The following is a 25,933-nucleotide window of genomic DNA, read 5'->3' as shown; positions in this document are numbered from 1 at the left end:
ATTTACAGCACAGGGTATTAGGTGATCTTATTTCCTTTTTAATGGTAAAACATGATAAACATCATCAAATCAATTGATTCTTATTGGCATATCCCAAAGATGGAATCCCCAATTTTGGGCCATCCAAACAACTGAACAGGTGAAATATCTAAATTTTCTGGACAACCAGTTTTTTAAAGAGGCAGGAGAAATGTCCCGTTTCACTGCCCGGTTTTTCAAAGAAGCCTCCAAACCCAAGCAGGAGTACGAGGAATTTATCCACCAATGTTTTGTGATTGGCTATAAGACCCTAACTCTTGTAGGAGTAACCGCCTTCATAATGGGGCTGGTGCTTACCATTCAATCCAGACCCACGCTGCTCGAATTCGGGGCGGAATCCATGTTGCCGGCCATGGTATCAGTATCCCTGGTAAGAGAAATTGCACCGGTCATTACCGCCTTGATATGTGCGGGAAAAATCGGTTCTGGCTTGGGGGCGGAACTTGGTTCCATGAAAGTGACCGAGCAAATTGATGCCATGGAAGTTTCCGGGACAAATCCTTTCAAATACTTGGTAGTAACTAGGGTGATGGCTGCCACCTTGATGGTCCCCCTGCTTTCCAGTTTGGCAAATGCGATTTCTTTATATGGAGGATATCTAGGAGTCAATATCCGAGGGCATGTGAGTTGGCACCTGTATTGGTTTCAGGTATTTGATGCATTATCCTTTGGTGACGTCATACCCTCTTTAATTAAGACCTTTTTCTTTGGATTTGCGATAGGCATAGTGGGGTGTTATAAGGGATTCAGTTCCCAAAAAGGAACAGAGGGTGTGGGAAGATCAGCAACCACGGCAGTCATCGTGGCTTCTTTAATGGTATTTATCATTGACCTGATTGCAGTTCAGGTCACAGATTTACTGGGACTGACTTAGCATAAGATGGAGAGACTATCGAAAAAGCCGATAATAGAAGTTAGGCATCTCAACAAGTCCTTTGGGGACAATCACGTACTAAAGGATTTTTCAATGTCAGTTTATCCTGGGGAGAACCTGGTGATTCTAGGAAAATCCGGCTCTGGGAAATCGGTTTTGATCAAATGTATTATCAACCTGATCCAAGCGGATGAGGGAGAAATTGTGGTTTTGGGCAGTCCCATACAAGGGTTGGAGCAAGATGAACTTGATGATCTGAGGGCAAAGGTAGGGTTCCTGTTTCAAAGTAACGCATTGTATGACTCAATGACGGTACGTGAAAACCTGGAATTCCCCCTCCGCATCCATTGGACAAAGGAAGAGCGGGCTCTGGGAGCAGAAGCAGCGGTTAAGGAAGCCTTGGAGGATGTTGGGTTGTTGCATACCATTGATAGGATGCCACAAGAGCTTTCAGGGGGCATGAAGAAACGGGTTGCCTTGGCAAGGTCACTGATTTTGAAACCGAAAGTCATCCTATACGATGAACCTACCACTGGTCTGGATCCGATTACATCCAGGGAAATCAGCCAGCTAATGGTGCGTGTACAAAAGAAATATAATGCGACAGCGGTGATCATATCGCATGATCTTAACTGTATAGAAATCACTTCAGACCGGGTCATAATGTTGATTGACGGAACCTGCTATGCGGATGATACCTTTGAGGCACTCAGTAAATCTACAGATCACAGAATAAAAGAGTTTTTTACATGAATTATGAAATCGAGCCTGTCCTGACGGCAGTCAGGGCATGACGAGCACGTCACACACTGGGATGATTATAGACTGCGAGATTCCCCCGAATCGAGTTCGGGGCAAGCTATATGGCCTTTAAAAAAACAAATTATAATCATATGAAAAAAAGCATAGAACACTCAAAACTTGGAGGGTTGGTAATCGCAGGAATTTTGTTTCTGGTATTTACCTTGTATATGATTGGCAAGAACCAAAATATGTTTGGGTCTTCCATTATCATTACCGCCATGGTGGACAATGTAAATGGGCTGGTACCCGGTAACAACGTGCGCTTCAAAGGAATGGATGTTGGGACGGTAAAATCCATTGAAATGGCCAATGACTCTTCCATATCTGTTCAGATGTATGTACGGAGGCGTATGGTTCCTTATATCAGAAAAAATGCCCTGACTACTATTGGCACAGATGGCCTGATGGGTAATAAAATCATTCAGATCATTCCCCAACCGGGAGATGCTGAAATTGTAGAGGAGGGGGATGTGATTTATGCCGCAGTTCCTGTCAGCACTGATGACATGATGCAGCGAATAGGTTCCAGTAGTGAATTTGTTGAAAAGACCAGTGAAAACCTGTTTGAAATCTCGGAGAAGCTAAATAAGAGTGAGAGCTTTTGGGCCTTGCTTTCGGATTCGGTCTTGACAGAAGATATCAAGAATGCAGTAGGGGAACTGAAACTTGCTGCTTCCAATGCATCAAGCTTGGCAAATGCAGGGAATCAATTTATGGGAAACTTAAAGGAAGGGCAGGGCGTGGTGGGGAGACTGTTTACAGACTCGGAACTTGCTGATGATCTGTCAGTTTCTATAGAGCAAATCAGGGAGTCCAGCAAGCAGGCTGCCACGATGATCAGTACAGTAAATGATCTTATCAACAATCTGGAAGCTGGTGATGGTCCAGCCGGTTTACTCCTCAGGGACACTTCTTTCAGAGAGTCATTGGCAAACAGCATGGTTAACCTGGAATTGAGTACAGAAAAATTCAACGAGAATATGGAAGCCATGAGGAGCAATTTTTTGTTCAGAAGGTATTTCAGAAGGCTTGAAAGAGAAAAGAGCAGGGAGCTGGAAGAGTAGCTGTTGCAAGGAGACCGAGACTGTATTAGGTCCTGTTTTTTCGAAGTTAAAAAGTAGTTCCACCCAGGTTAGGTAGTTGGTTGATTCTAAAAATAACTGTCTGTAAAAGAGCTATTTATTTCACACTAAACTTAATTTGCCTAATTCCTAAAACTGGATTAGGCACCCAACAAAACAATGAAAATGTTGGTATTAAAGAATTGTCTCAAACCATAGGTTTTCAACCTTATTTGGTTTCACGGCCTATCCATTTGGTTATGGGCAAGATATTTTTTGAATTGATCAATGACAAATGTTTTTTTAGGCTACGAGCGTTGCGAATTCGTTGCGGCCCTCTAAAAAAACTCAGAGAGAAACCTAAGGTCATTACCTTTCTGTAAATGCCAATTTTTAATACTCCGTGTGAGGTTTTGCTCATGCCCGTCTGTCCGGTAGGCAAGCTCGGTTTCATCCAATTATTTTTCAGTATTTTTTTTGATATTTTTCCTGCTCAGGTACCTTAAACCCACATACCAACCCAGCATTAAGATTACCATGAAATACTTGTCTCTGGCCTCAACGAAGGAATAATCTTCTGTTCTAAAGAATCTAACGATCTCCAAAAAAATAAGGACTATCCCACATACCAGAAATATAGAGGAAAGGAAGTTAATTAAAGGGTAGGCAGCTTTGGATGTTGACTTGTTCATTTTCTTTTCTGTTTAGTTATTTCAAACTCAATTTAAAATCTTTGCCTTTGAGGTTTGCGGCTAACCATTTAAGGACAAGAAATAGAATTAGCCCATTGATCCCGAATAAAAGGGCATTTTCCACCAAAAAATCGACTTTTTCTACAAGATTCAGTCCGGCTTGTATTTTGAAAAAATCATACACACCAAACAAACCCCTAATAATACCACCGGATAGCATGAGGTAGGCTATTGTTTTGAGCCCTTTTAGGTTTCCAAATTTATATGCAATCTTCATCATCTTTTTGTTAGCGACACTAAGTTATGACTCTAATCATTCCTGAAAATTGACCTATGTTAAGTAATTGCTTACCTTGAAAATTCACTTAACCACTAGACGCATATGGACCAAGCCCTTCCGGAAAAAGAATATGACCAGCACTTAGATACAGCAAGGAAAATTTTGTATGAATACCTGCCTTTGTCCGAGGAGCAATGGATAGTTTTTAAAGAGGGTTTTAAGATCAGGAAATACCACAAAGGAGATTTTATATTAAATGAAGGAGATACGGAGCGCTTTCTTTCTATTGTGTTGGTAGGTTGCACCAGACACTTTGTAATGGTGAAAGGAGAAGAACAGTCCTTTGACTTTTCTTTTCAACACGAATTCAACTGTTCCTATTCCAGCTTTATCCAGCAAGGACCCTCCCGGTTTTTCATACAGGCGCTGGAAGACTGCGTGTTGGCGTCCATTCACCATGATTTTTTACAGCAACTTTACCAGCATTATCCCGAAAGCAATAAATTTGGCAGGACAGCAGTAGAGCAATATTATTTATGGAGAGAGCAAAGGGAGATTTCCCTGATGACGGATTCTGCGCAAGAAAGGTATGTCCGGTTGATGGAGAAATACCCCATCTATTTGGAACAAGTTCCACTCAAGTATTTAGCCTCCTACCTTAACATCAAACCAGAATCCCTCAGTAGGATAAGAAAAAAGCTTTTGGACGAACGTTAAGTATCTTCTTAACATAGATCAATTTTTGACTTCTTACCGTACCGCATCTTTGTACCTGTAAAACAAACAGCTACAAAAGATGAAAACATTAAAATTTACTAAAGCCACCCTTATTCTTTTCTTATTTATTTTAAGCCAGAGTATATTGGCACAAAATGGAACCCCAACCTCCAAAAGGCCTTATAAGTCGCAAACCTATTTTAGTTTCGGTGCCGGGGTAAGTTTGCTTCAGGGAGTGTCGGATAACTTTTATCAGGATGGGCACAGCAATGTGCAGTTAGGCCTGATGAAAGAAATACCAATCAACCATAAGGTTTCCTTTGTTACTGGTGTGGAATTGGAGAGGTTGACCTATAACCTGGACTTTTTTCCGGTATTGGATGAAAACAACAGTCAATTTATCCAAGGACCGGATGGGATTAAATATACAAGGGTGTTCCAAAACAGCCTAAACCTGTCGGCCCAGACAAGGTTTTATTTCAAGGAAAACAGCAGCAAGCAAACCACCAATATCTTCCTTCAAATCGGTTTGAGGGGTGGATACAACCTCAGCACCACATTTTCTTTTAGGGAAAACAACGAAAATCAGTCCATAGATTTGTCAGATGTGGCCCGTCCATTTAACGTTCAGGCAGAATTAATGCTGGGCTTTAAGGGCAATTATTTCAAAAAACTGGAAATCCTCAATGCATCAAGTTTTGGACTTACCTACCAATTCAACTCCCTACTGACTGCGGGGAATGTCGAAAATATCAGTCCTGTACATCTTACCTGGAGGTTTTTATTTTAAAATATTCCAGCCTTTCATGTTTAACTATTGGAAGGCTGGATTAAATGTGCTGTATTACTTAAACTATTCAATCCTCTTGCCAAGCATTTTTTGACCCCCTTGAAATAGGATCAGACTTTCCACGGCACCTTTTCTCCTTTGAAATGTTATGGTTGCCTCCACCACGGTCAGGAAAAAGACGCTATCGTTTTGTGGATGGATCTCGAACTTCCCCTGACCAGTAGCTTGCCCAAACAATTGCTTCCCTTCTTTGGTGATACTGATTGTAAGCTCCGGACCTAAGGAATAAACACCAACATATTCTTCAAGGGTGGATTCTGGTACATCCACTGCTTCACTTTTGTACCTTAAATGGGCAATTTTCGATCCTGGATCTAGTAAATGAAAACCAATATCATCAGTGCTAATGGACGAATTGGTAAGAAGTACTACCCCAATACCCGTTTCTTTTACGAATCCAGTAAATGTCCTATATCCTCCGGTGCCCCCATTATGCCAGATTACATCTCCCTCTTTCCCCTTCTTTATAAACCAACCCATACCCACCCGCATATTCCCTGCTTTACTGTGCCTGACAGTATGTGACATGGCCATTGCATCTGCCAAAGGACTATCTAGGTAGCCTAAATTAGCAGCAATGAATTTGGCCATATCTGAGGTTGAACTTCTTATCCCACCTGCACCTGCAAGTGTTAGTATGTCCCAACTTTCAACGACCTTGCCTTCACTGTGTCCCAAGGCTAGGTTTTCTTTCATTTCACCTGTGAAGCCGATTCGTGTATTCTTCATACCCAGAGGATCTGCAATCGTCTTAACCATCAATTCTTCGTAGCTTTGGTTTTTATTTTGGGCAAGCAAGTTCCCCAAGAGGCCCTGAGCAAAATTTGAATACTCAAATGCAGCACCTACTTTCCGATCAGGTTGATACTTTGAAACAAAGTCATACATCTGATCTACCGTGTAGTCTGCATAGGGGTTGTTGGGATTGGCAGGGGTAAAATTGTCGGGCATTCCGGGAAAGCCTGAGGTGTGATCCGTTAGGTTGCCGAAAGTGATTTCGGCTTCGCCCTTCACATGGGCTTTTACACTATCCGGTAAAAATTTATTAATTTCATCTTCCAGCTTTAGGTCCCCATCCAAGACTTGCTGAGCAAGAAGAATCCCTGTGAACACCTTGGAAATAGAACCGATTTCATAGATAGTGTGTTCATCCACGTCCTTACCCCCTTCTTGAGTTTTCCCAAAATTATAATATGTAACTCCTGCAGAATCTATTAAGGCAATTGCAATACTATGGGTAGCTCCTTTAGCTATGCGTCGTTCGATGGTTTCTAGGACTTTAGGGGGGAGCTTTTTCAGACTTTTCTTACCAGGGCTTTTCTGACATTGAAAGGTGGAAACCGATATCAAAAGAATAATCAGGGTGAAAAATAGGCGGTTCATAGGGGGTGGGTTTTAAACAAAGTGATTTAGTCTATAAATGCTTTTTTAAAAATTTCAATCCCCACCTGCTGACCTATTTTTATGGTTGGCCAGGCCCACTAGACAAACAGTTCGCCTTTTTTACACATTCTAAGTTAAATAATTCCGATAAGAAATCAAATAGGTCATGGAGTTCTATTTCCAAATTTAGCAAGTGAATAACCCTGATGGAGTGTCTTGTAGAAACCATTCCTGATAGATAGGACTCCAACTGATCCTTGAAAATTTCGCCTCAATTCTTTAAAATGATCATTGATTTCAGTATTTCAAATTTCTTTGTTGAGAGTAGAATTATATGTTACAATTTTACCTGAATCGGTTACAGTTTTACGGGTTTATTGATTCACCCCTTTTTTAAATTTACCCCATTGATTTTGACAACTATTCAGTTTTATCCCTTTAAAAGAAGACCTTATGAAAAATTTATCACATTATTTGCCAGGCCTGATTTTTATCCTCATTTCAGGATGTTTAGATAATCCGGCACCAGTTAGAACGGTTATTAATAATCCGGAATTTGTAACAGGTCTAAACGCTCCCATTGGTATGGTACTTGATAATAAACAAAACCTTTGGGTAACAGAATCCGGAACAGGCAATAACGACAGCCAATTGACATTAATAACACCTGCTGGAAAGAAGCATGTTGTTGCGAATGGATTTCCTTCCATGATAAGGGTGCAGGAAAACATTCCAGTAGGACTGCATCATCTTATCATAAAAGACAATAAAGTAATAATGATTCATAGCAGCGGAGATGGAGATGGTTCCTTATACACATTGGACATTTCACACTATAAAATCGGTGATCCTCCTGTTAATGCATCTTCTTTGGAAAAAAAAGATATTTCAACCTTTATAAAAAATGAAATACAAGCTGAATATTCTAACCCATATGATATCGTTTCTGGTCCCAATGAAGAAATCTATATTGTGGATGCAGGAGCAAATGCCATTATCAAAATTGACAAATCCGGAAAACAAAGCCTAGTGGCTGAGATAGAAGGAATACAGAACCCTGCGGAAGTTGGTCCGGGTAAGTTGGAATCTGTACCAACTGGGATTATTTGGGATGGAGAAAAATTCCTGATAACCACATTAAATGGTTTTCCGTTTCCTCAGGGATATGCAAGAGTACTTCAAATGGATGTGGATGGAAATGTAAAGAACTACAAAGGTGGGTACAACAGTTTGACAGGAATTACCTTAAGTCCGTCAAAAAGGTTGGTTGTTATTGAATATGCCAGATTTGTTCCACCCCCTCAATCCCAGCCAGGATGGCAGGCAAACACAGGTAGATTATTAATCGGGGACGGTGACCCTATAGTTTTAATGGACGGTCTGAATACTCCTACTGCAGTGGTGAGTTCAGTAGGCGGTTTCTATTATGTTAATAGTTTCCACGACGGAAAAATTTTGAGAATAAAAACCATAGGTACATAAAGGCTTGTCCCCAAATTGGACTTTTTATTCGGAATTCAACCAATTTCCTCCCAACCTATGGTTGGGAGATTTTTTATAAAAATATCCTTTTATTTAGTTAACTTTCAGTGGTTTAGAGAGTATGGGCCGGAACAGATGCACAAGGCTAAATAGGTTAGATAATTTAAGAAATGGGTTTGAAACAAGAAATGGTTTTTAATCCACTTAGTATGAATAATTTCTAGAATCCTCTACTAACATAATTTCTTCACATGATTGGTTTAGCCAAAATAGGTAGAATCACTCTCCTGCTCCTAGTTGGATTAAAGGCTGGTTTTTCTGGATTGGCCAATGAGGTTTATTTTGAAAATTTAAGTGGGGTACGCGGACTTCCCAAGACTTTGGTGACCAGTATAGTCCAGGATAAGGAAGGATTTCTTTGGATTGGAACAAGGGAAGGTGTATTCAGGTTTGACGGCCATGAGGCGGTTCATTTTGGGTATGACCCCAACGATCCTAGCAATTCCCTGCCATCACAGGTGGTTTTTGATGTTTTTGAGGATAGTAAGGGAAGGATTTGGTTGGGCAGCCTGTGGGGATTGATTAGGCTCAATAAATACAGTGGTGAGGGGAAATTGTTTCAACCTATGAAAGATAAGGCCCATGCCGCTAATATTATCAAGTCTGTCAAGGAAGACGATCATGGTAATATTTGGTTGGGCAGCGAAAGTGGAATAATAAAATTCACACCCGATTCTGAAAGGTTTGAATTGTATTCTCCGCCAGGAGAATCCAAATTCCCCATGATTCAGAAAGGAAAAAACAACAGTTTTTGGGGAATTACCAATGATGGGCTTACTAAGTTTGATGCAGGTACGGGAACATTTGAGTTGATTTCACTTAGAGGTAAAAACAATGACTTTTTGTCCCCTACGGCATTGCATATGAATGACAATGGCATTTTGTACATCAAGGTTCGGGGCGGGGAATTGTATAAAATGGATTCCCGAACAATGAGCGACATAGAGCTCATACCACTTGGTCAAAAACTACATGATGGTGTGTATATTATCTTTGGATTTGGGGATGATTTGTGGCTTTCCTCGGGTGGGGGTGTTCAAAAAGTAGATATGAAACGGTTTAAAGTCGAATCGTATAAGTCCGAAGCAAATGTTGCAGGAAGCTTGAGCACCAATTCTGTTTTTACCACTTATGTGGACCATTCGGGTATTTTATGGGTAGGGACGATTTTTGGCTTAAACAAAGCCGTATTGGTGAAAAAACCCTTTATGAAGTATCAGCTGGTGAATTCTTCCCATGAATATGTTCGTAAAGAAAATCAGATACAGAATGTATTGGTGGACAGGCTGGGGACTGTTTGGTTGGTTAATAAAGGGAACGGGATTTTGTGGTGGGATGAAGCTGGCCAAAAAGTGAAATCAATACCCCTGAAAAAAGGAAATCCCTTTGCGGTGTTTCCTGAAAATTGGGCTTTGGTGGAAGATGCTAAAGGAGGAATCTGGGTTGGTTGCAGTGAAGAGAAAGGGTTGTTTGAGTGGAATAGGGACAAAGAACTGTTTATTTGGCACAAGGGGGAATTAGCTCCCACGACCATCACAGCAGATATAAATGGGAACATTTGGATGGGGAGTTACAAAGATGGGCTGGCAAAGTTTGACCCTAAAAGCTCCAATTTCACCTATTTCCCCAAAATCAAAGTCCCTGAAGAAATTCATCTCAGGACAAGGGTATTCCAGGTTTTGGCTGGGAGTTCAGGATTTATTTGGGCTGCGGTAGCAGGGATGGGAGTCTTTCAATATGATCCACAAACCGTAACCTTTACCCAATTCCATATTTACGCAGAGGAGGAATTTAAAAAAATTTCGGATATGGCGGTGTATTCCATTCATGAAGACAACAACGGTGTTTTGTGGATTGGAACTGTACAGGGAGGTTTGAATAGGGTGGATATCCAAAAAAAGGAGCTGCGGTATTTTACCACTAAGGACGGTCTATCGAGCAACAGAATAAACAGTATCGTGGAAGATGGTAATGGAATGTTGTGGTTGGGCACTGACAAAGGTTTGAGCAGGTTTGACCCCATCGAAGAAATATTTCATAATTTTGAAAAAAGTGACGGACTTTTAGGAGATTATTTTTTGGAAACAAGCGGCCATGCCCGTTTCGGAAAGGTGTATTTTGGAACCAATCATGGCTTGGTTTTTTTTCATCAGGACAGCATTTCAGAGGTTAATCAAAAGAGTTCGGTCTATATTACCCAAGTAAAGGTGTTGGATAAAAGTATTTCCCTGGATCAAAAAGATATACGATTAAAACACTTTGAAAATTTCCTTTATATTGATTTTAACGCTGTCAATTTTCATTCTCCTGACAAAACACAGTTTATGTACCGTATGGAAGGAGTGGATGCTGAGTGGGTAAACAGTGGAACAAGAAGGTTTGCTGGTTATTCTGAATTAAAACCTGGCCATTATGCTTTTAAGGTTAAGGTTTTGTCGGACAATAGCCTTTCTGAAGAATCCATAAACGCTTTTGAATTTACGATTCTACCCCCTTGGTGGAAGACTGAATGGGCTTATCTTGGTTATGCCATGCTTTTATTGGTTTTTTTGTACAGCTTCAAAAGATTCACCGTCAAGAGGGAACAATTGAAACATGCCTTAGTCCTCAAGCAACTGGAGGCAGATAAAATGCTTGAGATTGACCACTTAAAATCCAGGTTTTTTGCTAATATATCTCACGAATTCAGAACTCCGCTGACCCTAATTTTGGGCCCTTTGGAAAAAATCATATCCAAAAATGAATCAAAGAATGATCAATCCATCTTTTTGATGATGCAGCGAAATGGTAAGAGACTGCAAGAATTGATCAATCAACTCCTGGATCTTTCCAAACTGGAATCCGGTAAATTGGACCTAAACTTTAAACCCGTAGCCTTAACCACGTTCCTTAAAGTTCTGGTTTATTCTTTTTCGTCCTTGGCGGAGCGAAAGCAAATCAACTACACCATCAGGAATCCTCAGGAAAACCCCATGGCATTCATTGATGTTGATAAACTTGAAAAAATCATCAATAATTTAATCTCCAATTCATTTAAATTTTCCCATGCCGGTGGATCCATATTGGTCAGCATCCGGTTATTGCCTTTTGAAAATGAAAGAAAACCAAGTTGGTTAAATAACATAGAAGTTTACAACAGTTTGGAAGTTTTGGAAATACTGGTGGAGGATAAAGGAATCGGCATGTCAGAGGAGCAGCTGGAAAACATATTTAACCGCTTTTATCAAATTGAAGACTCCAACCTTTATGATATGGGAGGAAGTGGAATTGGGCTTTCTTTGGTCAAGGAGCTGGTAGAATTATATGAAGGTGACATTGAGGTTTCGAGCAAAATTGGTCTTGGAACCGTTTTCAAATTAAGATTGGTTCTTCCATTGCTTGGTCAGGAAGAATTAGCCATAGTATCAAAAATGTCGGCCATTCCACGAAATAACCCCCAGAACGGCTATAATGAGGAAGATTGTGAAAATGAGGAGGCCTCGATTTTGGAGGGTGATCTACCTATAGTGTTGCTGGTAGAGGATAATAGGGATGTCAGGCAATTTATTTTTGACATTTTGAAGGATTCATTTCGAGTGATTGCTGCAAATGACGGTCTTCAGGGAGTTGAAAAAGCAATTGAAATAATTCCTGATCTGATCCTCAGTGACGTGATGATGCCTAAGATGGACGGTGTAGAACTATGCCAAAAACTTAAAAATAATGAGCTAACTGCTCATATACCTATTGTGCTTCTGACGGCAAAAGCCTCAGGAGGGAGTAAAATTGAAGGACTTCAGATCGGTGCAGACGACTATATCATCAAACCATTTGAAGCTTCGGAGCTGCTTGTACGCATTCACAACCTGATTGAAAATAGAAAGAAACTTCAGGGCTTTTTCAGTCAACAAATCATGCTACAGCCATGCGCAATTAAGATCAATTCATTGGATGAACAATTTCTTCAAAAAGTATTAAAGATCATGGAGGAAAAAATAATGGATCATTTATTTGGGGTTGAATCCTTGAGCGAAGAACTGGGGATGAGCAGAATGCAGTTGCACAGAAAGTTAAAAGCATTGACGAAACTTTCTCCCGGGTCTTTTATCCGGATGATGCGGCTAAAAAGGGCTGCTGAAATATTGTCAAAAGGAGGAGGAAATGTAGCAGAAGTTTCTTGGCAAGTTGGATTTCAAGATCCCTCTTATTTTAGCAAATGTTTCCAAAAGCAATTCGGGAAAAAGCCCTCTGAGTATGTTTCTCAAGCAGACTTGCTTTAATGCGGAATTAGAAGCGGTTTATTACCTACACTATTCAACCTTCTTGCCAAGTGTTTTTTGACCCCCTTGAAATAGGATCAGGCTTTCCACTGCACCTTTTCTCCTTTGAAATGTTATGGTTGCCTCTACCACGGTCAGGAAAAATACCCTATCGTTTTGTGAATGGATCTCGAACTTCCCCTGACCAATAGCTTGCCCAAACAATTGCTTCCCTTCTTTGGTGATACTGATTGTAAGCTCCGGACCTAAGGAATAAACACCAACATATTCTTCAAGGGTGGATTCTGGTACATCCACTGCTTCACTTTTGTACCTTAAATACTTGGCAGAAATATTTTTGCTACTTGTTTGCCATCGTTACTTCGTATTATCACCGGAAAAGATTTTTGACTGTCAAATGGGGAAATTATTTTGTTTTCCAAGTCTAATTGGAAAGTATCTATGATTCTCAAATGATGAAAGATGGATGCTTCATAATTTTCAGGTACGAACTTGGAGTATCTTCCGTCATTTTCAGCAGCATGCTTTAGCCAATAATCTACCCGCACCTTGATGGCATTGGGATATTCGGCTTCAATGGCATGGATTTTTTTCTTTGATTTATAGTATTTGCCATAATAATATTCATGGGTCATCAACGTAACATGGAAAACGGCTTTTTTAAATAACCCACTGTTTTCCGTCTCACGTACTATGAACAAGGCAAAATCATCAGGCTGGTATTGTTTTAAATCGCTTGCTTCTTTTTCTATGTCATCAATAGTCAGTGCAAGGTCCTTTGTTTTTTTCCATTCTTCGAAAATCTCTTTTTTAGGTCCTTTCATTTCTGGAGGGCTTTCAAAAAGAATACTTGTTTTCACTTCGGGATAGGCCTGTTGCAACTCCAACAATTTCTCAAATGTCGTCTCGTCAAAAAATGGAAATTCTGTACGCTCATATTTCTCATTCTCATCCAAAGAAAGAAAAGCACTTCGAAGGGCAGGAAGGTTCAGTTTGTTCAAATCCAATTCAAATGGATTTCCCTCTTTAAATGCCTTGGAGAGGATTTGCTCATAATCATTTGCTGATTGAAATTTCGAGGGTTTAAACGATTGGCTGGAGGATAAAAATACCATCAAGAAACCTGTTATAAGGATGCTAATTGATTTGAGAAGGTTGGCCTTTAACGACGAGCTGGATTTGCCCATCATAATTAGCCGTCTCTTGGTGGAAGAGAAATTGAATGGACTACTAATAGATAGGCTGCCCCCATTCCCTGAAATTTTATTGAATAAGAGCCATTGGTATACTGACTTATCCCGGAATTTGGCATTAACTGCCGCATCTGCCAAAAATTCATGATTAAGTTGAATGGCCTTTTTATAAAGGAAAAGAAGTGGGTTAAACCAAAAGCCAATTTTAAGAATTTCCACAAACAGAATGTCCCAGCTGTGTTTCTGACGAATATGAGTTAACTCGTGATAGAGAATTTCCTTTTCAATTGAATTTGCTTGAAAAGAGGCTTTGTCCATAAATAGAAAATATAAAAAGGTAAAGGGAAGGGTTTTTTGTGGTAGCAAGACATAGGTACAGTCATTTTCCCTTATGGCCTGATTATTTCGAACCATCCGGAAAAGTTGGATTAACTGGAGCATAAAGCGCGTTAAAAATAGGAACAGGCCAAGCAAATAAATACCCGGAATTGTAGATTTCCAATTGAGAGGAGTTTCCGGTTGGATTTGAAAGGAGGTTTCCCTTTCCCCCTGCTCCCAGACATGTGGTTGTGCTGGAATAACTTTTTCGCTTCTATCCCCTTTTACTGTGGTTGATATACTTTCGGGTATTAAATTTTCTCCGATTTGGAAGCCAAAAGGAATGGGAAGAAATGGAACTATCAAGGAAAAGCAGAGGGCAAAAATCAGGAAAAATCGATTGAACCTAAACATGCTTTCTTTCACCAAAAAAGTCTGATAAAAGGCATAAAAGATAACTAAGGCAATAGTAGCCTTAAAGATATATTCGATCATGGCTTTTGGGATTTAAGTTGGTCCTCAATTATTTTTTTTAGTTCCTCCAGTTCCTTCCTGTCCAGTTCCGTCTCTTTTGTAAAAAAAGAAGCAAATTGTGCAGGCGAATCATTGAAGAAGTTTTTGATCATGGTATTTACCTTTTTGGAGAAATAGTCATTCTTGTCCACCAGTGGGAAGTATGCCCGGGAGTTGCCATATAACTCAAAATAAATCGCTCCTTTTTCCTGCAATCTTTTGAGCAGGGTAGCAACCGTAGTATTTGCTGGTTTTGGATCGGGATAGGATACTAAAATATCCTTCATAAATACCCTTCCCTTTTCCCATATCAAATTCATAAGTTGTTCTTCCGCATTAGAAAGCTTCATGTTCTAGTAGTATAGATGTTGTTCTACAAACATAGAGATAAATAATATTTTTTAAAAACATTTTTTAAAATTTCTCTTTAGGACAAGGTTTTTTAGATGGGTGAAAGAGACCTTTGGGTTTCCAAAAATGGTAGAAAAATGGGGTTTTCATTATTTCTATTGCGGTAAAAAATATGAAAAGTTGATTGGTAGAGGAGCCTCCAAAATGGTAAAAAGTGCAAAGATTGAATATAACTTGAATAGGCTATATTACGCAATTCGAAAGATAAAATATCCTCTCGCTAGCCCCCTCCTGTTTTAGCAGGGGGAGAAGGGGGTGGTAAAAAAACAAGAATGGTTCCATTGAGAAGTTATTAGAACCACTACAAAGTAAAGTTTCCGATCAATCCGTTTCTTTGATAGCTTTGCAACCAAATCAATAGTAAGTCCTTTTTACATTTTTTCTTTTAATTATCCTACGTCCATAAAAAAAAAGAGTTTGATTGCTGGATTAATTCCTAGTTACTTTGTGGTGAGCCTAACCCTTGTACCTTTAAAAATGAACATGATGGCAGGAAGCCTTGGATTGAAGACCTTAGTGGGTCTTTCGTTTTTGTATTTTTTCACGCTCCCCTTGTATGCACAGCAAAACAGTATAATTTCCGGGAAGGTAAATGACCCTGATACCAAAGAACCTTTGGAGTACGTATCCGTGGCTGCATATGCCCCCTCCGATTCCAGCATGGTGTCTGCTGGCATCACCGATGTCAACGGAGATTTTACATTGGAATTAAAAAAAGGTACTTATTTTATTCGTCTTCGATTTATTGGCTATGAAGAAATGGTCCTGGAGGACGTAACCGTTAACCAAACTTCTTTGTCACTGGGAACGATATCCTTGAATCCGGGGGAAGAGGCACTTTCGGAGGTCGTGGTGTCCGCGGACAAGCTCGCCATAAGGCATAAAATTGACCGACAGGTATATGGTGCTGAGGATTTTGAAGCCAGTGTGGGAGGCACTGCTTCCGACTTGATTAAAAACCTTCCTTCTATTTCCATGAATGGCGAGGGGGAGATTTCCGTTAGAGGGAGTGCTGGGTTTGTGATCTTGATCGACGGCAAACCCGTGCAAGCTGATGCTACATCCATCCTAAACCAGCTGCCTGCAAATGCCATAGAGGATATTGAAATCATCACCACCCCTTCTGCCCGGTTTGACCCGGAGGGAAAGGCTGGCATCATCAATATTGTGACGAAAAAAGGAAGTACGGACGGTACTTACCTATTGGTGAATGGCCTAGCGGGTGCCCCAAGCTTGGACACCAATGGAAATGAAAGGTCTCCGCAGCGGTATGGAGGGGATTTTACCCTTAGTATGCGCAAAAACCGTTGGGACATTTCCCTGGGCGCAGATTACAACCGCAACGATGAGGCCGGTTTCAGGGATGGACAGGTACAGACTTTCTTGGGCAATACGGTTACCTCTCTTCCCTCAGAAGGGGAGCGGAGCCACAAGAAGGAGAATTACTCCGGTCGAGCAGTAGTGGCCTACACAGTGAATCCCCGCCATTCTTTCAATGCGTCCGTTTACGGTGGCAGCCGCTTGGAAACCCGCTATGCCGATATCCTTTACAGGCAAACCCGGACTGTATTGGGGGAAGAGGAGCCTTTTGATGCCCTTAACTATTTTAACATGAATGCAAGGGAGCGCAAAAGCAGATTTTTGATTGGAAGTTTGGATTATAAGGCAGTCTTTGAAAATGAATCTTCCCTTAGCATATCAGGCCTGTATGAGCATACCAACCTTACCGGCCCTACCCGAAACCTAAACTTGAATCCACTAAATTATGCCGATACCTTGGATTACCTGGCCATGGACGAGTTAAACCCTTTGGAAGGTGTTCGTGTCAAACTGGATTATTTCCTACCCCTTGGGGAATCCTCATCTTTAAGTGCCGGATATCAGTACAGGCATCTGAGGCATGTGGGTGAGTTTGCTTTTCGGCAAAAAGTCTTGGGAACAGGAGAATTTGAGGAGTTGGAAGCATTTGGGAGTGATGTTGATTTATTCCGGACTATCCATTCCCTCTATGGCGAATACCAATATCAGTCCGAAAACCTATCCCTCACCGCGGGGCTTAGGGTGGAAGATACGGACAGAAGACTGGATGATTATGGGGAGCAAAGGTCCTATGAACTTGAATTGCTCAACCTTTTCCCCAGTCTAAGTGTCAACTACAACACAGAAAAAGGCTTTACTTGGAAAGGCAGCTACAGTAGGCGCATTGAGCGGACTACTACTTCCATGATGAACCCCTTCTTGTCCCGTCGCCACTCGGAAGTGCTGGAGGTGGGAGACCCCAATTTACTTCCTGAGCTGGTAGATGCCGTGGAGGTGGGGCTAGTCAAGGACTTTGAACGCCATTCATTTTTTGCCAATGCTTACTACAGACGGGTAAGAGATGAAATCAACCGTGTAAATACCGTTTATAACGACTCCATACTGATGCGGGTGTATACCAACGCCGGTGTTTCCCAGGTGTATGGTGCCGAGTTGGGTGCGGATTTGGAGCCCACGGACCGCTGGAAGATGTATATGGGAGGGACCTTGTACTATTTTGATCTGCAGGGATCTTCGTTGGGGCAACAAGTGCAGCGGAACAGTTGGAATTACTCCTTTAACGTGAACACCAGTTTGGATTTGGGAAGTAATTGGGACCTGGTTTTTAACCTTAATTACTTATCCCGGATCATTACTGTTCAGGGGGAGGACAGCCGCTTTTTCTCCCCAAATACCACAGTAAAAAAGTCATTGATGGACAACCGTCTATCTTTTGCCTTGCAATGGCGAAACATGGGTTTGGGATTTCTGGACTCCAACCGCCAACGGATCAGCGGGCAGGGTGACGGGTTTTTCACCTCCACTCATTATATCTATGAGAGGGATGTTATCTTGTTGACCGCTACTTTTAGGATCAATCAGCTAAACAAAAAGATCAACTTTACGGAAAGCGAATTTGGGGATAGGGAGTTTTAATTGGGGAGGAAGTATGGAAGTTAGAGGGAAGGAGGTTAGGAAGTATGGAAGTTAGGGGGAAGGAGGTTGGGAAGAATGGAAGTTAGGGGGTTGGGAAGTTTGAAGTGAGGGGAGGTTAGGAAGTTTTGATGTGGGATGGCCTGTGTGCAGGATGAGATTTCGTTTTTTAAGTAAAAGGCGAATATAGTGGTGCAGTGGATACTAAATCCAGTTGCCAATGTCATTCATTTTTGAGGGTTTCCACGGGACTGACCAATGAGACTTTTACAGTCTGGAAAATCGTGGCACATATAAAGATCACCAAAACCGCCAAAGGGGGAAGGGTGAAAAACCACCAGTCCAAAGGTATTTTGGTGATGATATTATCCAACCAACCTGAAAAAAGATGGTAGGAAAGCGGTATGCCCATAGCAAAACAAATCCCCAACCATGTCAGGTACTCTTTCGAAATGAGATAAAAAACATTCCCAAATGAGGCCCCTAAAATCTTGCGGATACTGACTTCCTTATTTCGCTGGATGATCAGTTGGGTTGAGACACCGAAAATGCCCATAACGGCAATGATTATAGCCACCAATGCCGCCATGCCGAATATCTGCACAAATTGCTGTTCGCTTTTGTATTGCTTTTCAAAGTGCTCATCTAGAAAATAATATTCAAAAGGGGAACTAGGAAAATGCGTCTGAAAGAGGGTTTCAAGCTGCGGTAATACCTGTGCCATTTGACCCCTTTCTACTTCCACAATATAATAATTTAGGTCCCCTGAAGAGTAATTCAACACCATAGGATTTACAGCGACATTGACACCCTGTTGGCGATAGTCATCAATTACTCCCACGATTTCAACTCCGCGTGGTTCTCCAAAACCAGTAAACATTAATTTTTGGCCAACAGCATCCGCATTGGTCTGGAAACCCAACGCTTCACGGGCTTTTTCATTGATGACCGCTTCCTGGCCTTGTTCCAGAGCCGTGTTGAAATCTCGTCCTGCTTTGAAACCGATTCCAAAAACATCAAAATAGTGATTTCCCACATTCAGCATGGTATACATGGTTCCATTCTTGGTGCCACCTTCCCTGAAGAACTGGTCCGAACGCCAATACACTTCATTCCCCGGAACCTCATTGCTTGCTGCCACATTTTTAACCCCCGGTAGCTGTCCAAAATGCTGTTGGATCTGTTCCTGGTAATTGCCACTGCCCTCAATAAATAACATAGGCGACCGAACGACAATTTTATCTGTAAGGGAAATACCTAAATTCTGCGCCCGCATATGGTTTAACTGAAAATAGACGGTCAGTATTCCTGAAAGAATAATCAGACAAAACACCAGTTGGGAAATTAGTAGGGGTCTGGCAAAGGCTGTTTTCAATTTGAATTTTAGCGTTCCTTTGAGAGCGTTTGCAGGAGAGAAAGAAGTGAGTATCACCGCCGGGTAAATCCCTGAAACAAGTGTACCAAAAATCCATAAAGACCATAGTAAAGGGTGATAAGCCTGAATAGAAAACGTTGCGTTTGGTAAATCAAGGTTCAAACGTTCTACCAGTTGACTACCTATTGTTCCGATAATCAATCCAGCTAGTATAACAGCCATAAAATTCACTATCAATGATTCCATCATAAACTGGAAAAACAACTGATATTTGCTCCCTCCAGACACCTTTCGGACACCTATTTCCTTGGTCCTATTCATCGCTTTGGCATTGGCGATGTTGATACTGTTCAGGTATACCATCAACAAGATAAAAGCGGCTATCCAAATAAAATAGTGTAGCTTCTTTCCATCCACGCCCTGCTCGTATTCTCCTATATAGACTGTGCTGTTATGGATTTGGTTGACAGGTTGGAGATTGACCTGCCAGTCAGTTTGGGTACTTTTTAATTTATCTCCCTGATTTTTCTGTAGGATTGCATTTAGTTGCTCATCAAGTGATGAAATGTCCTGTTGTCCTTCCAATTTCAAAAAGGTATACAGATTCAGCCAGTCAAAGGATTGGTCTATTTCCTTGCCTACAAAGTGATATAAAGAAGCGTATGAAATTACTATTTCGGGTTTGAGATGCCTGTTTGCTGGGGGGGATTCATACAGCCCAATGATTTCAAACGCTACGGTTCCGTCAAAATTGGTGCTGTTGATTTCCAGCATTTTCCCGATGGGATCTGTCTCTTTAAATAGTTTACTGGAGATTTGATCCGAAATCATGGCCTTGAGGGGTTCCTGCATACGTTCATCACTTCCTCGTAGGAGGTTTAGGTCAAAAAAGTCCACAAAGTGGGCATCAGCCAAAAAGATGTTTTCTTCCCGGACAAATTCTTCCTCATGACCTGCGATGACCTCCCCCAAAATCACCACCCTGCTAAATTCCGATACAGCGGGAACCTCTTCTTTAAAAACACTGCCCATGGCAGGAGAAGTTCTACTGCTGCTTTCTACCAGATTTCCGTCTGAAAATGATGTGAGATTGACACGATAGAGTCGGTCTGCAAGTTTTAAATCCGCATCATAGCTTTTTTCGAACTGCACATAAATCAAAATCAGCAATACCGCACTTATTCCTATGGCCAATCCGCCAATGTTGATAAAGGAATACGCTTTGTTTTTTATAAGTTGGCGGAAGAGGATTTTCAAATAATTTCTGAGCATGGCGGAAAAAAGAAGAGGCTGGGATTATTTTGCATAGGCGCATTTAACTTGGAAATTTCCATGATAGGCAAGCCTATAAATTTAACTTTTTATTTCTATTACCATGCCAGCCCAAAATGTCCTTGTCTGTTTTTCAATAGGTACTTGCTTTATTTTGGAGGGTTTTTGGCGGACAAAAATGGCCGCTGGTGGACGAAAACCCAAATTAAGAACATTAATGCGTTTTTATTTGATGCGTTCTTGGTTCATGAGCGTGAAGACAGCTGCAAAAGAAGGAAAAGAACTATATAAAAACAGTAATGCCCCAAAATGAATTTTTGTCCGATTCTTATATTTCTTAACCCATACATTAATATTCAGAGTTCTTTGTCCATTTTGCCTATTCATTGCGAACACACCTTATGCTTAATCCCTCACGCATAGTAAAAGCCAAACTCAATACGGTGTTTTCCCCTTCTTCGGTCATAAAAAGAATAATAGGGAAACCCGCATGATCCTCTCTTTCGTCTGTCCAAAAGGAAGTTTCTTGTAGGCTTTCCCCGAAGTGCCCATCATAACCTGACCGGGATCCAGAAGGTAGCATCCTTAACCCCGTCAAATTGGTTGGGCTGACTACCTTTGGTGACCATTTGTTAAGCGCACGGAAGTGCCTCGCAGTCTGAACGCCGTATTTATGTTCTACTGCGTAAAAGTCATCTACCGACGGCAGCTTCCAACCCTCAGGGCAGATGTCACAACAAGCCGCAGCATAATTGTATAGCTTTCCATCAGTTTGATCCCTTCCTGAATCATTTTGAAACCAAGAATATGCAGCCTCATGAGTAGTTATCCAATAGGCATTCACAGGTAGGTGTACAATGGGCGTCCCATCATTTCTTCTGCTCGTTCTAAGGTTCTCTGTCATCCACCAGGTATTGCCTATTTTGATAGTCTCATAGCTATTCCCATCTATATCTTCTACTGTTCCAAATTCGTGTGCTGTGAATTGGACGATACTTTCGCAACCCTTGGCATCTGTTACCTTTACTTCATAATCACCAGGAGGAAAGTTTTGCGAATGTTCCTCTAATGCCCCATTGGACCAAACAATCTCATAAGGTAACTCTCCAAATTCGATGGATAAAGCATGTGTTTTTTCATTAAGCACAACATCCGCTAACATTGGGCAGGAAACCTCCAGTAGGGCCGGGAAGATTATTTCCAGATATGCTGAATTGGCATTCAGGGGGATGTCTAATGTAAAAGGTTGTGGTTTGCCATTTCTACTTTGCAATTTGAGCGTCATAGTCTCCTCATCAGCTATAAAAACTTCTAAGCGGATGTCCGGATTTGCAATATAAGGAGCAAACCATTGGAAGCCCTGAATTGGGCCTTTACTAATCGGAGCATCATTCGGTGGTTGGATTAGGGGGGGTGCATTTAATGACGGCAAATTCCATTGAAAGGCAGATTTGTAAGCATGCACTAAATCAGCAAATAATCTGGCTGCAACTTGCTTATCGGCAAATCCACCTGAATGTTGGGAAAAGTGGCCATTTTCCGCTTCCAAATCTGTTTTGGTAAATGGTTTAAAAACACCACTATATCCAAAGGTTGCTGGCACATTGGATTCCAAATGCAAAGTTTGTTCAGGGGAAATAATTTGTCCACTTTTTACATCTATCAATTCAATACTTCTGAGTTGTGGACATTTAAGAATTTGGTAGGAAAAGTACTCGTGTAGCAATTTTTGATACCAAAAAGATAGGCCCAAGCCTGCTGCAACAGCTTCATGAAAGTCACTACTCGGAAGATGTTTATAATGCTGTAAATAGGAATTGTCATAATTAACAAACCAATAGGTAAGGGCAGATAATTCAGCAGGAGGTCCATTTATGCATTGCAGTTCCAATATCTCCCTAACCGGAAGGAACCTATTATTTGATCTAAACTGCATTGCTCCTGATAGGTGTTCTTTATCAAAATCATTTAAAAGCTCTTTCCTTTGGCTGAAAAAATCTATCCACTGACCAAAATGTTCGGCCAATTCACTTAAACCCTGAATGTCTTTGATTTTCATTTGCAGTTCCCGATTGCGTTTGAGGAACTCTTCAAAAAACAGTTTCTGCTCCTCGTAAACACCTCCTTTTTCCAGCACCAAATCCCAAATCCTGATTTGCCTGCCTAAAGTGACTTTTAGCTGTGTAGGCCCTTCTCCCATATTGGGAATTATAAAGATCAAGGTATCGCCGGGAATCCTTCCTAAGGTGATATTTAAATTCCCTATTGAACCGAAAAAACTATCCTCTTCCACGGGTATATCATCCACGTGAATTTTGGCTAATTTGAATATTTCCCATGCACCCCCATCTACCGCAGGGAATACCTTAATTGACTCCTCATCTCTTTCACAGGAGAACAGGATCATGCTGAAGCAGACTGCAAAAAAATAGGAGATAGCCTGGGTTTTCATGGGTTTAAAAGAAAATTACCCTAATTTAATCAAAGAAATTGTATAATAATAAAGATTGTTTTTACCAATTTAAAAAGCTCTAAAATCTTAGTGATAGTCATCTCTGACTTACCTTAAGATAATCGAGATACTATAATCTTGAAGACTATTTCTTTACCTATTCACTCGAGTATAAACCTGAGTGGGGACACAAAAGGAGGATAAAATATCATTGCATGGTGTAAAGATGGCCAAATTTGAACCTCCCTCTCTGTATTCAAGTGTAGAAGTAGCAGGTTGAGAGACAGTATTGATTTCCCATTCTTGCAGTTCTTCAAACGGCCCCCAGAAGGCTTCATGTCCTATAAAGAGGTACCTGGTTGGAATAAAATCAATATTTTCCCCATCAAGGCTAATAGTGCCTTCCTCGAAATGAATATAACCGACCAACGCATCGGTATCCGGATTACGAAATTTGGTGGATCTTTCATAAGTGCCGTCTCTTTTAAATTCCAAAGTAGCGACATAATTTAACTCGTGGTCCTCATGATATTGAACCCTTTCCCAGGAACTATAAAGGCTGTTGTGGTCAAAATCTTCTCCGGAATCCGTACAGGCAGTGGAAAAAGCGATTGTGGCCATCACAAAAATGACGGAATAAAGGTAGGTCTTTGTCATAGTTTTAGATTTTCTTTTTTATTAGGACGTTGTAACTTGGCTTTTTGTCCTGTGGGTATCCATAATTAATGAATTTAATGATCGTAGTTTATCATTTAATAATTAGCTGGATTCCATAATTTTTCATTAGTACGCTTATTAAAGTGGTATTGTTGTCATATTTAATTTTTGCCTACCATTCATCTCAATTGAGCAACCTTATAGAAGTTGAGAAAAAAACAGAAATTGATGGTGATCGCTCTTTCACTGTTAAATGTGCCTAGTTGGTATCAACTAAATATCTTCATTGAGACATCTATTAATCCTAAAAAAATCAACTATTTAAACTTTGTATAGCGTGTAACTATTAAAAAGTTATTAAAAAACTGATTAATCAGTTGCTTACCTTATTTATCAGTTGTATATTTGTTTTATCAGTTAAAAGTGAAAGCAGCATGGACAAACTTACAAAGAAGGAAGAAGAGGTAATGCAGATCCTTTGGAGGCTTAAAAAGGGTTTTGTGAAGGATATTATAGCAGAACTTCCTGATCCTAAACCACCTTATAATACTATTTCATCTTTGGTGAGGATTTTACAAGATAAAGGAGTTGTGGGGTTTAAGCAATATGGCAACACTTATGAATATTTCCCCCTGCTTTCCAAGGAGGCATACCGGAAGCGATACATAAAAGAGATTATCAATGATTACTTTGACAACTCGTTTTCAAAAGTGGTGGCATCATTTATGGAGGAGGAGAAACTCGATCAGGAGGAAGTTGAAGCCATCATTAACCTGATAAAATCCAAATAAACCATGGATGCGATTCTGTATTACCTCCTAAAAGTTTCAATCGGCACAACTGCTTTCTATGCCACCTATCACATTCTCTTCAGGAAAAGTAAACAATTTGTATTTAACCGAATCTATTTGGCCGGATCATTTATAGCCGCTTTTATCATTCCGCTGATCACGTTCACAACTGGCTCCTATGTGTCTCAGGTCACCGTTTATTTTTCGGGGAAAGTTGAGTCAAGTCTTTTACCCTCAGAAACAACTGGGACTGCAATCGAACCCATCTATGGTTTAGCGGAGATTTTAGTATACCTGTACCTGTTCGGGCTGGTTTTCTGTCTCGTCAAGTTGATCTATGGGTATATGGTGGCTGCACGGATAAGAAAAGAGTGTACGGAAAAAATCATAGGTGGAATGAATGTTTGGGTGTCTGAAGAAAATGACTTGGCATTCACCTTTCTTGATAAGATTATTATTGGGAAAAATTTGGTGAATCACCCATCCTTGGAAATGGTATTGAACCATGAGGCTGTACATAGCCGGGAGCAACACTTTTATGATATTTTCCTTGCCGAGCTGCTATCGACCCTACAATGGTTCAATCCCTTCGCTAGGTTTCATGCCCAGGCCATCAGAAACAACCTTGAATTCCAAGCGGATGACAGGGCGACAGAGGAATCGGATAAACAGGAATATCAGTTTACCATGTTGTCCATAGCCCTTAATTGCATTGACTCCCCATTATTTGCTGCAATCAATTCAAGTAACCTCAAAAAACGAATCATCATGATGAACTCGAAAAGCAAAGGCCAGTTTGCCGGGCTGGCCAGATTGGCCATAATACCCGTATTTTCTCTACTTCTAGTATCCCTTTCCGGGAAAAAAACAGTGCTGATAAACAATGGCGACGCTGACCTGGAGCAATCGAACTCCCAGTCTTCCGGCCTGCAGGAAAACACACCCGACCCAATAAAATCCCATGAAGGTATAAATAAGCATCTTCAAAAAAACTTAAAATATCCCGCTGAAGCTAGGTCAGCAGGCCTGATAGGAACCGCAAGACTTTATGCCAGGGTCAACCCTGACGGCAGCATAGGTGAAGTTTTAGACGGGGAGCCTGATGAGGAATTTGTGGAGTATGATGAAATCGTCATAATTGGATATACGAGTGAGGACACTGAAAAAATCAAAAAAACGAAATCCTATCGCCATGAAGTCCTATTAATTGAGAGCAAAAGGGTAATTGAATCGCTTCCAAAATTGGAAATCCCTGAATTGCAGGGTAAACTGATCCAATTTACCTTTAAATATGATTTACGATAGTATGTAGAAGAATTAAATTAATGGATAAATGCTCTAAACCATAAATTCGATGATATCTGCCTGAATGGTCAGCCTGAGCTGGTATACACCAGTAGGTTTAGGTTTTCCACATCATAGTTAATCACTAACTTGGATTTTTTTACATATTATGTTATTTCCAATTCCATTTTCTCTATGAATTTTTTGGTCTGGT

At 40.7% G+C, this 25,933-nt stretch carries 19 protein-coding genes; 10 read left to right on the top strand and 9 right to left on the bottom strand.

Annotated features, from left to right (window positions below):
* The first annotated feature begins 190 nt into the window (after nucleotides 1–190).
* The 3 genes from DB520_RS11175 (at nucleotide 191) to DB520_RS11165 (ending at nucleotide 2,781) form a co-directional block, all read left to right on the top strand.
* Nucleotides 191–913 carry an MlaE family ABC transporter permease gene (locus DB520_RS11175; RefSeq protein ID WP_114749887.1) on the top strand — a complete coding sequence of 241 codons (723 nt, stop codon included), beginning with the start codon at nucleotides 191–193 and terminating at the stop codon, nucleotides 911–913.
* A gap of 6 nt (nucleotides 914–919) precedes the next feature.
* Complete coding sequence (locus tag DB520_RS11170; RefSeq protein WP_114749792.1) at nucleotides 920–1,666, top strand: ABC transporter ATP-binding protein; 747 nt, start codon at nucleotides 920–922, stop codon at nucleotides 1,664–1,666.
* 140 nt (nucleotides 1,667–1,806) lie between these two features.
* Nucleotides 1,807–2,781 carry an MlaD family protein gene (locus DB520_RS11165; protein ID WP_114749791.1) on the top strand — a complete coding sequence of 325 codons (975 nt, stop codon included), beginning with the start codon at nucleotides 1,807–1,809 and terminating at the stop codon, nucleotides 2,779–2,781.
* 455 nt (nucleotides 2,782–3,236) lie between these two features.
* Here DB520_RS11165 and DB520_RS11160 read toward each other — a convergent pair whose 3' ends face one another.
* Nucleotides 3,237–3,470, bottom strand: coding sequence for a hypothetical protein (locus DB520_RS11160; RefSeq protein WP_114749790.1), 234 nt, complete (start codon nucleotides 3,468–3,470; stop codon nucleotides 3,237–3,239).
* Between the two features lie 16 nt (nucleotides 3,471–3,486).
* Nucleotides 3,487–3,750: a hypothetical protein gene (locus DB520_RS11155; protein ID WP_114749789.1), complete on the bottom strand. Its 264-nt coding sequence runs from the start codon at nucleotides 3,748–3,750 to the stop codon at nucleotides 3,487–3,489.
* Between the two features lie 102 nt (nucleotides 3,751–3,852).
* On the opposite strand from DB520_RS11155, the gene DB520_RS11150 reads away from it, so the two are divergent.
* Together DB520_RS11150 and DB520_RS11145 are read left to right on the top strand one after the other, a co-directional pair.
* The gene (locus DB520_RS11150; protein ID WP_114749788.1) at nucleotides 3,853–4,467 is read left to right on the top strand and encodes a Crp/Fnr family transcriptional regulator; all 615 of its coding nucleotides are present in this window, start codon (nucleotides 3,853–3,855) and stop codon (nucleotides 4,465–4,467) included.
* Between the two features lie 79 nt (nucleotides 4,468–4,546).
* Nucleotides 4,547–5,257, top strand: a complete 711-nt coding sequence (locus DB520_RS11145) for an outer membrane beta-barrel protein (protein WP_114749787.1) — start codon at nucleotides 4,547–4,549, stop codon at nucleotides 5,255–5,257.
* 63 nt (nucleotides 5,258–5,320) lie between these two features.
* On the opposite strand, the gene DB520_RS11140 is transcribed toward DB520_RS11145, so the two are convergent.
* On the bottom strand, nucleotides 5,321–6,700 hold the full coding sequence (locus tag DB520_RS11140) for a serine hydrolase (protein WP_114749786.1): 1,380 nt from the start codon (nucleotides 6,698–6,700) through the stop codon (nucleotides 5,321–5,323).
* A 453-nt stretch (nucleotides 6,701–7,153) separates the two neighbouring features.
* On the opposite strand from DB520_RS11140, the gene DB520_RS11135 reads away from it, so the two are divergent.
* Both DB520_RS11135 and DB520_RS11130 read left to right on the top strand, forming a co-directional pair.
* Nucleotides 7,154–8,182: a ScyD/ScyE family protein gene (locus DB520_RS11135; RefSeq protein ID WP_114749785.1), complete on the top strand. Its 1,029-nt coding sequence runs from the start codon at nucleotides 7,154–7,156 to the stop codon at nucleotides 8,180–8,182.
* Nucleotides 8,183–8,433: 251 nt separating this feature from the next.
* Nucleotides 8,434–12,501 (top strand): hybrid sensor histidine kinase/response regulator transcription factor, encoded by a 4,068-nt coding sequence (locus tag DB520_RS11130; protein ID WP_114749784.1) that lies wholly within the window; start codon nucleotides 8,434–8,436, stop codon nucleotides 12,499–12,501.
* Nucleotides 12,502–12,531: 30 nt separating this feature from the next.
* Here the strand turns inward: DB520_RS11130 and DB520_RS11125 are convergent, their stop codons facing one another.
* From DB520_RS11125 to DB520_RS11115, 3 genes are read right to left on the bottom strand one after another with little or no spacing between them, the layout of a single operon-like run.
* Nucleotides 12,532–12,798, bottom strand: coding sequence for a DUF3471 domain-containing protein (locus DB520_RS11125; protein ID WP_232834920.1), 267 nt, complete (start codon nucleotides 12,796–12,798; stop codon nucleotides 12,532–12,534).
* A gap of 17 nt (nucleotides 12,799–12,815) precedes the next feature.
* Nucleotides 12,816–14,507: a M56 family metallopeptidase gene (locus DB520_RS11120; protein WP_114749782.1), complete on the bottom strand. Its 1,692-nt coding sequence runs from the start codon at nucleotides 14,505–14,507 to the stop codon at nucleotides 12,816–12,818.
* Nucleotides 14,504–14,875: a BlaI/MecI/CopY family transcriptional regulator gene (locus DB520_RS11115; RefSeq protein WP_114749781.1), complete on the bottom strand. Its 372-nt coding sequence runs from the start codon at nucleotides 14,873–14,875 to the stop codon at nucleotides 14,504–14,506. The genes DB520_RS11120 and DB520_RS11115 overlap by 4 nt, the downstream gene beginning before the upstream one ends.
* A gap of 478 nt (nucleotides 14,876–15,353) precedes the next feature.
* Between DB520_RS11115 and DB520_RS11105 the strand changes: the two genes are divergently transcribed.
* Nucleotides 15,354–17,891: an outer membrane beta-barrel family protein gene (locus DB520_RS11105; RefSeq protein ID WP_157972034.1), complete on the top strand. Its 2,538-nt coding sequence runs from the start codon at nucleotides 15,354–15,356 to the stop codon at nucleotides 17,889–17,891.
* A 220-nt stretch (nucleotides 17,892–18,111) separates the two neighbouring features.
* Here the strand turns inward: DB520_RS11105 and DB520_RS11095 are convergent, their stop codons facing one another.
* The 3 genes from DB520_RS11095 to DB520_RS11080 form a co-directional block, all read right to left on the bottom strand.
* The gene (locus DB520_RS11095) at nucleotides 18,112–20,535 is read right to left on the bottom strand and encodes an ABC transporter permease (protein ID WP_114749777.1); all 2,424 of its coding nucleotides are present in this window, start codon (nucleotides 20,533–20,535) and stop codon (nucleotides 18,112–18,114) included.
* A 379-nt stretch (nucleotides 20,536–20,914) separates the two neighbouring features.
* The gene (locus DB520_RS11085) at nucleotides 20,915–22,987 is read right to left on the bottom strand and encodes a fibrobacter succinogenes major paralogous domain-containing protein (protein ID WP_114749775.1); all 2,073 of its coding nucleotides are present in this window, start codon (nucleotides 22,985–22,987) and stop codon (nucleotides 20,915–20,917) included.
* A 153-nt stretch (nucleotides 22,988–23,140) separates the two neighbouring features.
* Entirely contained in the window at nucleotides 23,141–23,644 is a 504-nt protein-coding gene (locus DB520_RS11080; RefSeq protein WP_114749774.1) for a hypothetical protein, read from the bottom strand.
* Nucleotides 23,645–24,078: 434 nt separating this feature from the next.
* Here DB520_RS11080 and DB520_RS11075 point away from each other — a divergent pair, with 434 nt between their 5' ends.
* Nucleotides 24,079–24,435 (top strand): BlaI/MecI/CopY family transcriptional regulator, encoded by a 357-nt coding sequence (locus DB520_RS11075; RefSeq protein ID WP_114749773.1) that lies wholly within the window; start codon nucleotides 24,079–24,081, stop codon nucleotides 24,433–24,435.
* A 3-nt stretch (nucleotides 24,436–24,438) separates the two neighbouring features.
* Nucleotides 24,439–25,740, top strand: a complete 1,302-nt coding sequence (locus tag DB520_RS11070) for a M56 family metallopeptidase (protein ID WP_114749772.1) — start codon at nucleotides 24,439–24,441, stop codon at nucleotides 25,738–25,740.
* The last annotated feature ends 193 nt before the right edge of the window (nucleotides 25,741–25,933 follow it).

The sequence above is a fragment of the Pleomorphovibrio marinus genome, assembly GCF_003347495.1.
GTDB lineage: Bacteria > Bacteroidota > Bacteroidia > Cytophagales > Cyclobacteriaceae > Pleomorphovibrio > Pleomorphovibrio marinus.
The sequence above is the reverse complement of the archived record's forward strand: the minus strand, read 5'-3'. Positions and strand labels throughout refer to the sequence as shown.

Excerpts from the sequence above, each read along its gene's own strand:
- DB520_RS11175 (WP_114749887.1), top strand. The coding sequence starts at position 191 with ATGTCCCGTTTCACTGCCCGGTTTTTCAAAGAAGCCTCCAAACCCAAG.
- DB520_RS11170 (WP_114749792.1), top strand. The coding sequence starts at position 920 with ATGGAGAGACTATCGAAAAAGCCGATAATAGAAGTTAGGCATCTCAAC.
- DB520_RS11165 (WP_114749791.1), top strand. The coding sequence starts at position 1,807 with ATGAAAAAAAGCATAGAACACTCAAAACTTGGAGGGTTGGTAATCGCA.
- DB520_RS11160 (WP_114749790.1), bottom strand. The coding sequence starts at position 3,470 with ATGAACAAGTCAACATCCAAAGCTGCCTACCCTTTAATTAACTTCCTT.
- DB520_RS11155 (WP_114749789.1), bottom strand. The coding sequence starts at position 3,750 with ATGATGAAGATTGCATATAAATTTGGAAACCTAAAAGGGCTCAAAACA.
- DB520_RS11150 (WP_114749788.1), top strand. The coding sequence starts at position 3,853 with ATGGACCAAGCCCTTCCGGAAAAAGAATATGACCAGCACTTAGATACA.
- DB520_RS11145 (WP_114749787.1), top strand. The coding sequence starts at position 4,547 with ATGAAAACATTAAAATTTACTAAAGCCACCCTTATTCTTTTCTTATTT.
- DB520_RS11140 (WP_114749786.1), bottom strand. The coding sequence starts at position 6,700 with ATGAACCGCCTATTTTTCACCCTGATTATTCTTTTGATATCGGTTTCC.
- DB520_RS11135 (WP_114749785.1), top strand. The coding sequence starts at position 7,154 with ATGAAAAATTTATCACATTATTTGCCAGGCCTGATTTTTATCCTCATT.
- DB520_RS11130 (WP_114749784.1), top strand. The coding sequence starts at position 8,434 with ATGATTGGTTTAGCCAAAATAGGTAGAATCACTCTCCTGCTCCTAGTT.
- DB520_RS11120 (WP_114749782.1), bottom strand. The coding sequence starts at position 14,507 with ATGATCGAATATATCTTTAAGGCTACTATTGCCTTAGTTATCTTTTAT.
- DB520_RS11115 (WP_114749781.1), bottom strand. The coding sequence starts at position 14,875 with ATGAAGCTTTCTAATGCGGAAGAACAACTTATGAATTTGATATGGGAA.
- DB520_RS11095 (WP_114749777.1), bottom strand. The coding sequence starts at position 20,535 with ATGCTCAGAAATTATTTGAAAATCCTCTTCCGCCAACTTATAAAAAAC.
- DB520_RS11085 (WP_114749775.1), bottom strand. The coding sequence starts at position 22,987 with ATGAAAACCCAGGCTATCTCCTATTTTTTTGCAGTCTGCTTCAGCATG.
- DB520_RS11080 (WP_114749774.1), bottom strand. The coding sequence starts at position 23,644 with ATGACAAAGACCTACCTTTATTCCGTCATTTTTGTGATGGCCACAATC.
- DB520_RS11075 (WP_114749773.1), top strand. The coding sequence starts at position 24,079 with ATGGACAAACTTACAAAGAAGGAAGAAGAGGTAATGCAGATCCTTTGG.
- DB520_RS11070 (WP_114749772.1), top strand. The coding sequence starts at position 24,439 with ATGGATGCGATTCTGTATTACCTCCTAAAAGTTTCAATCGGCACAACT.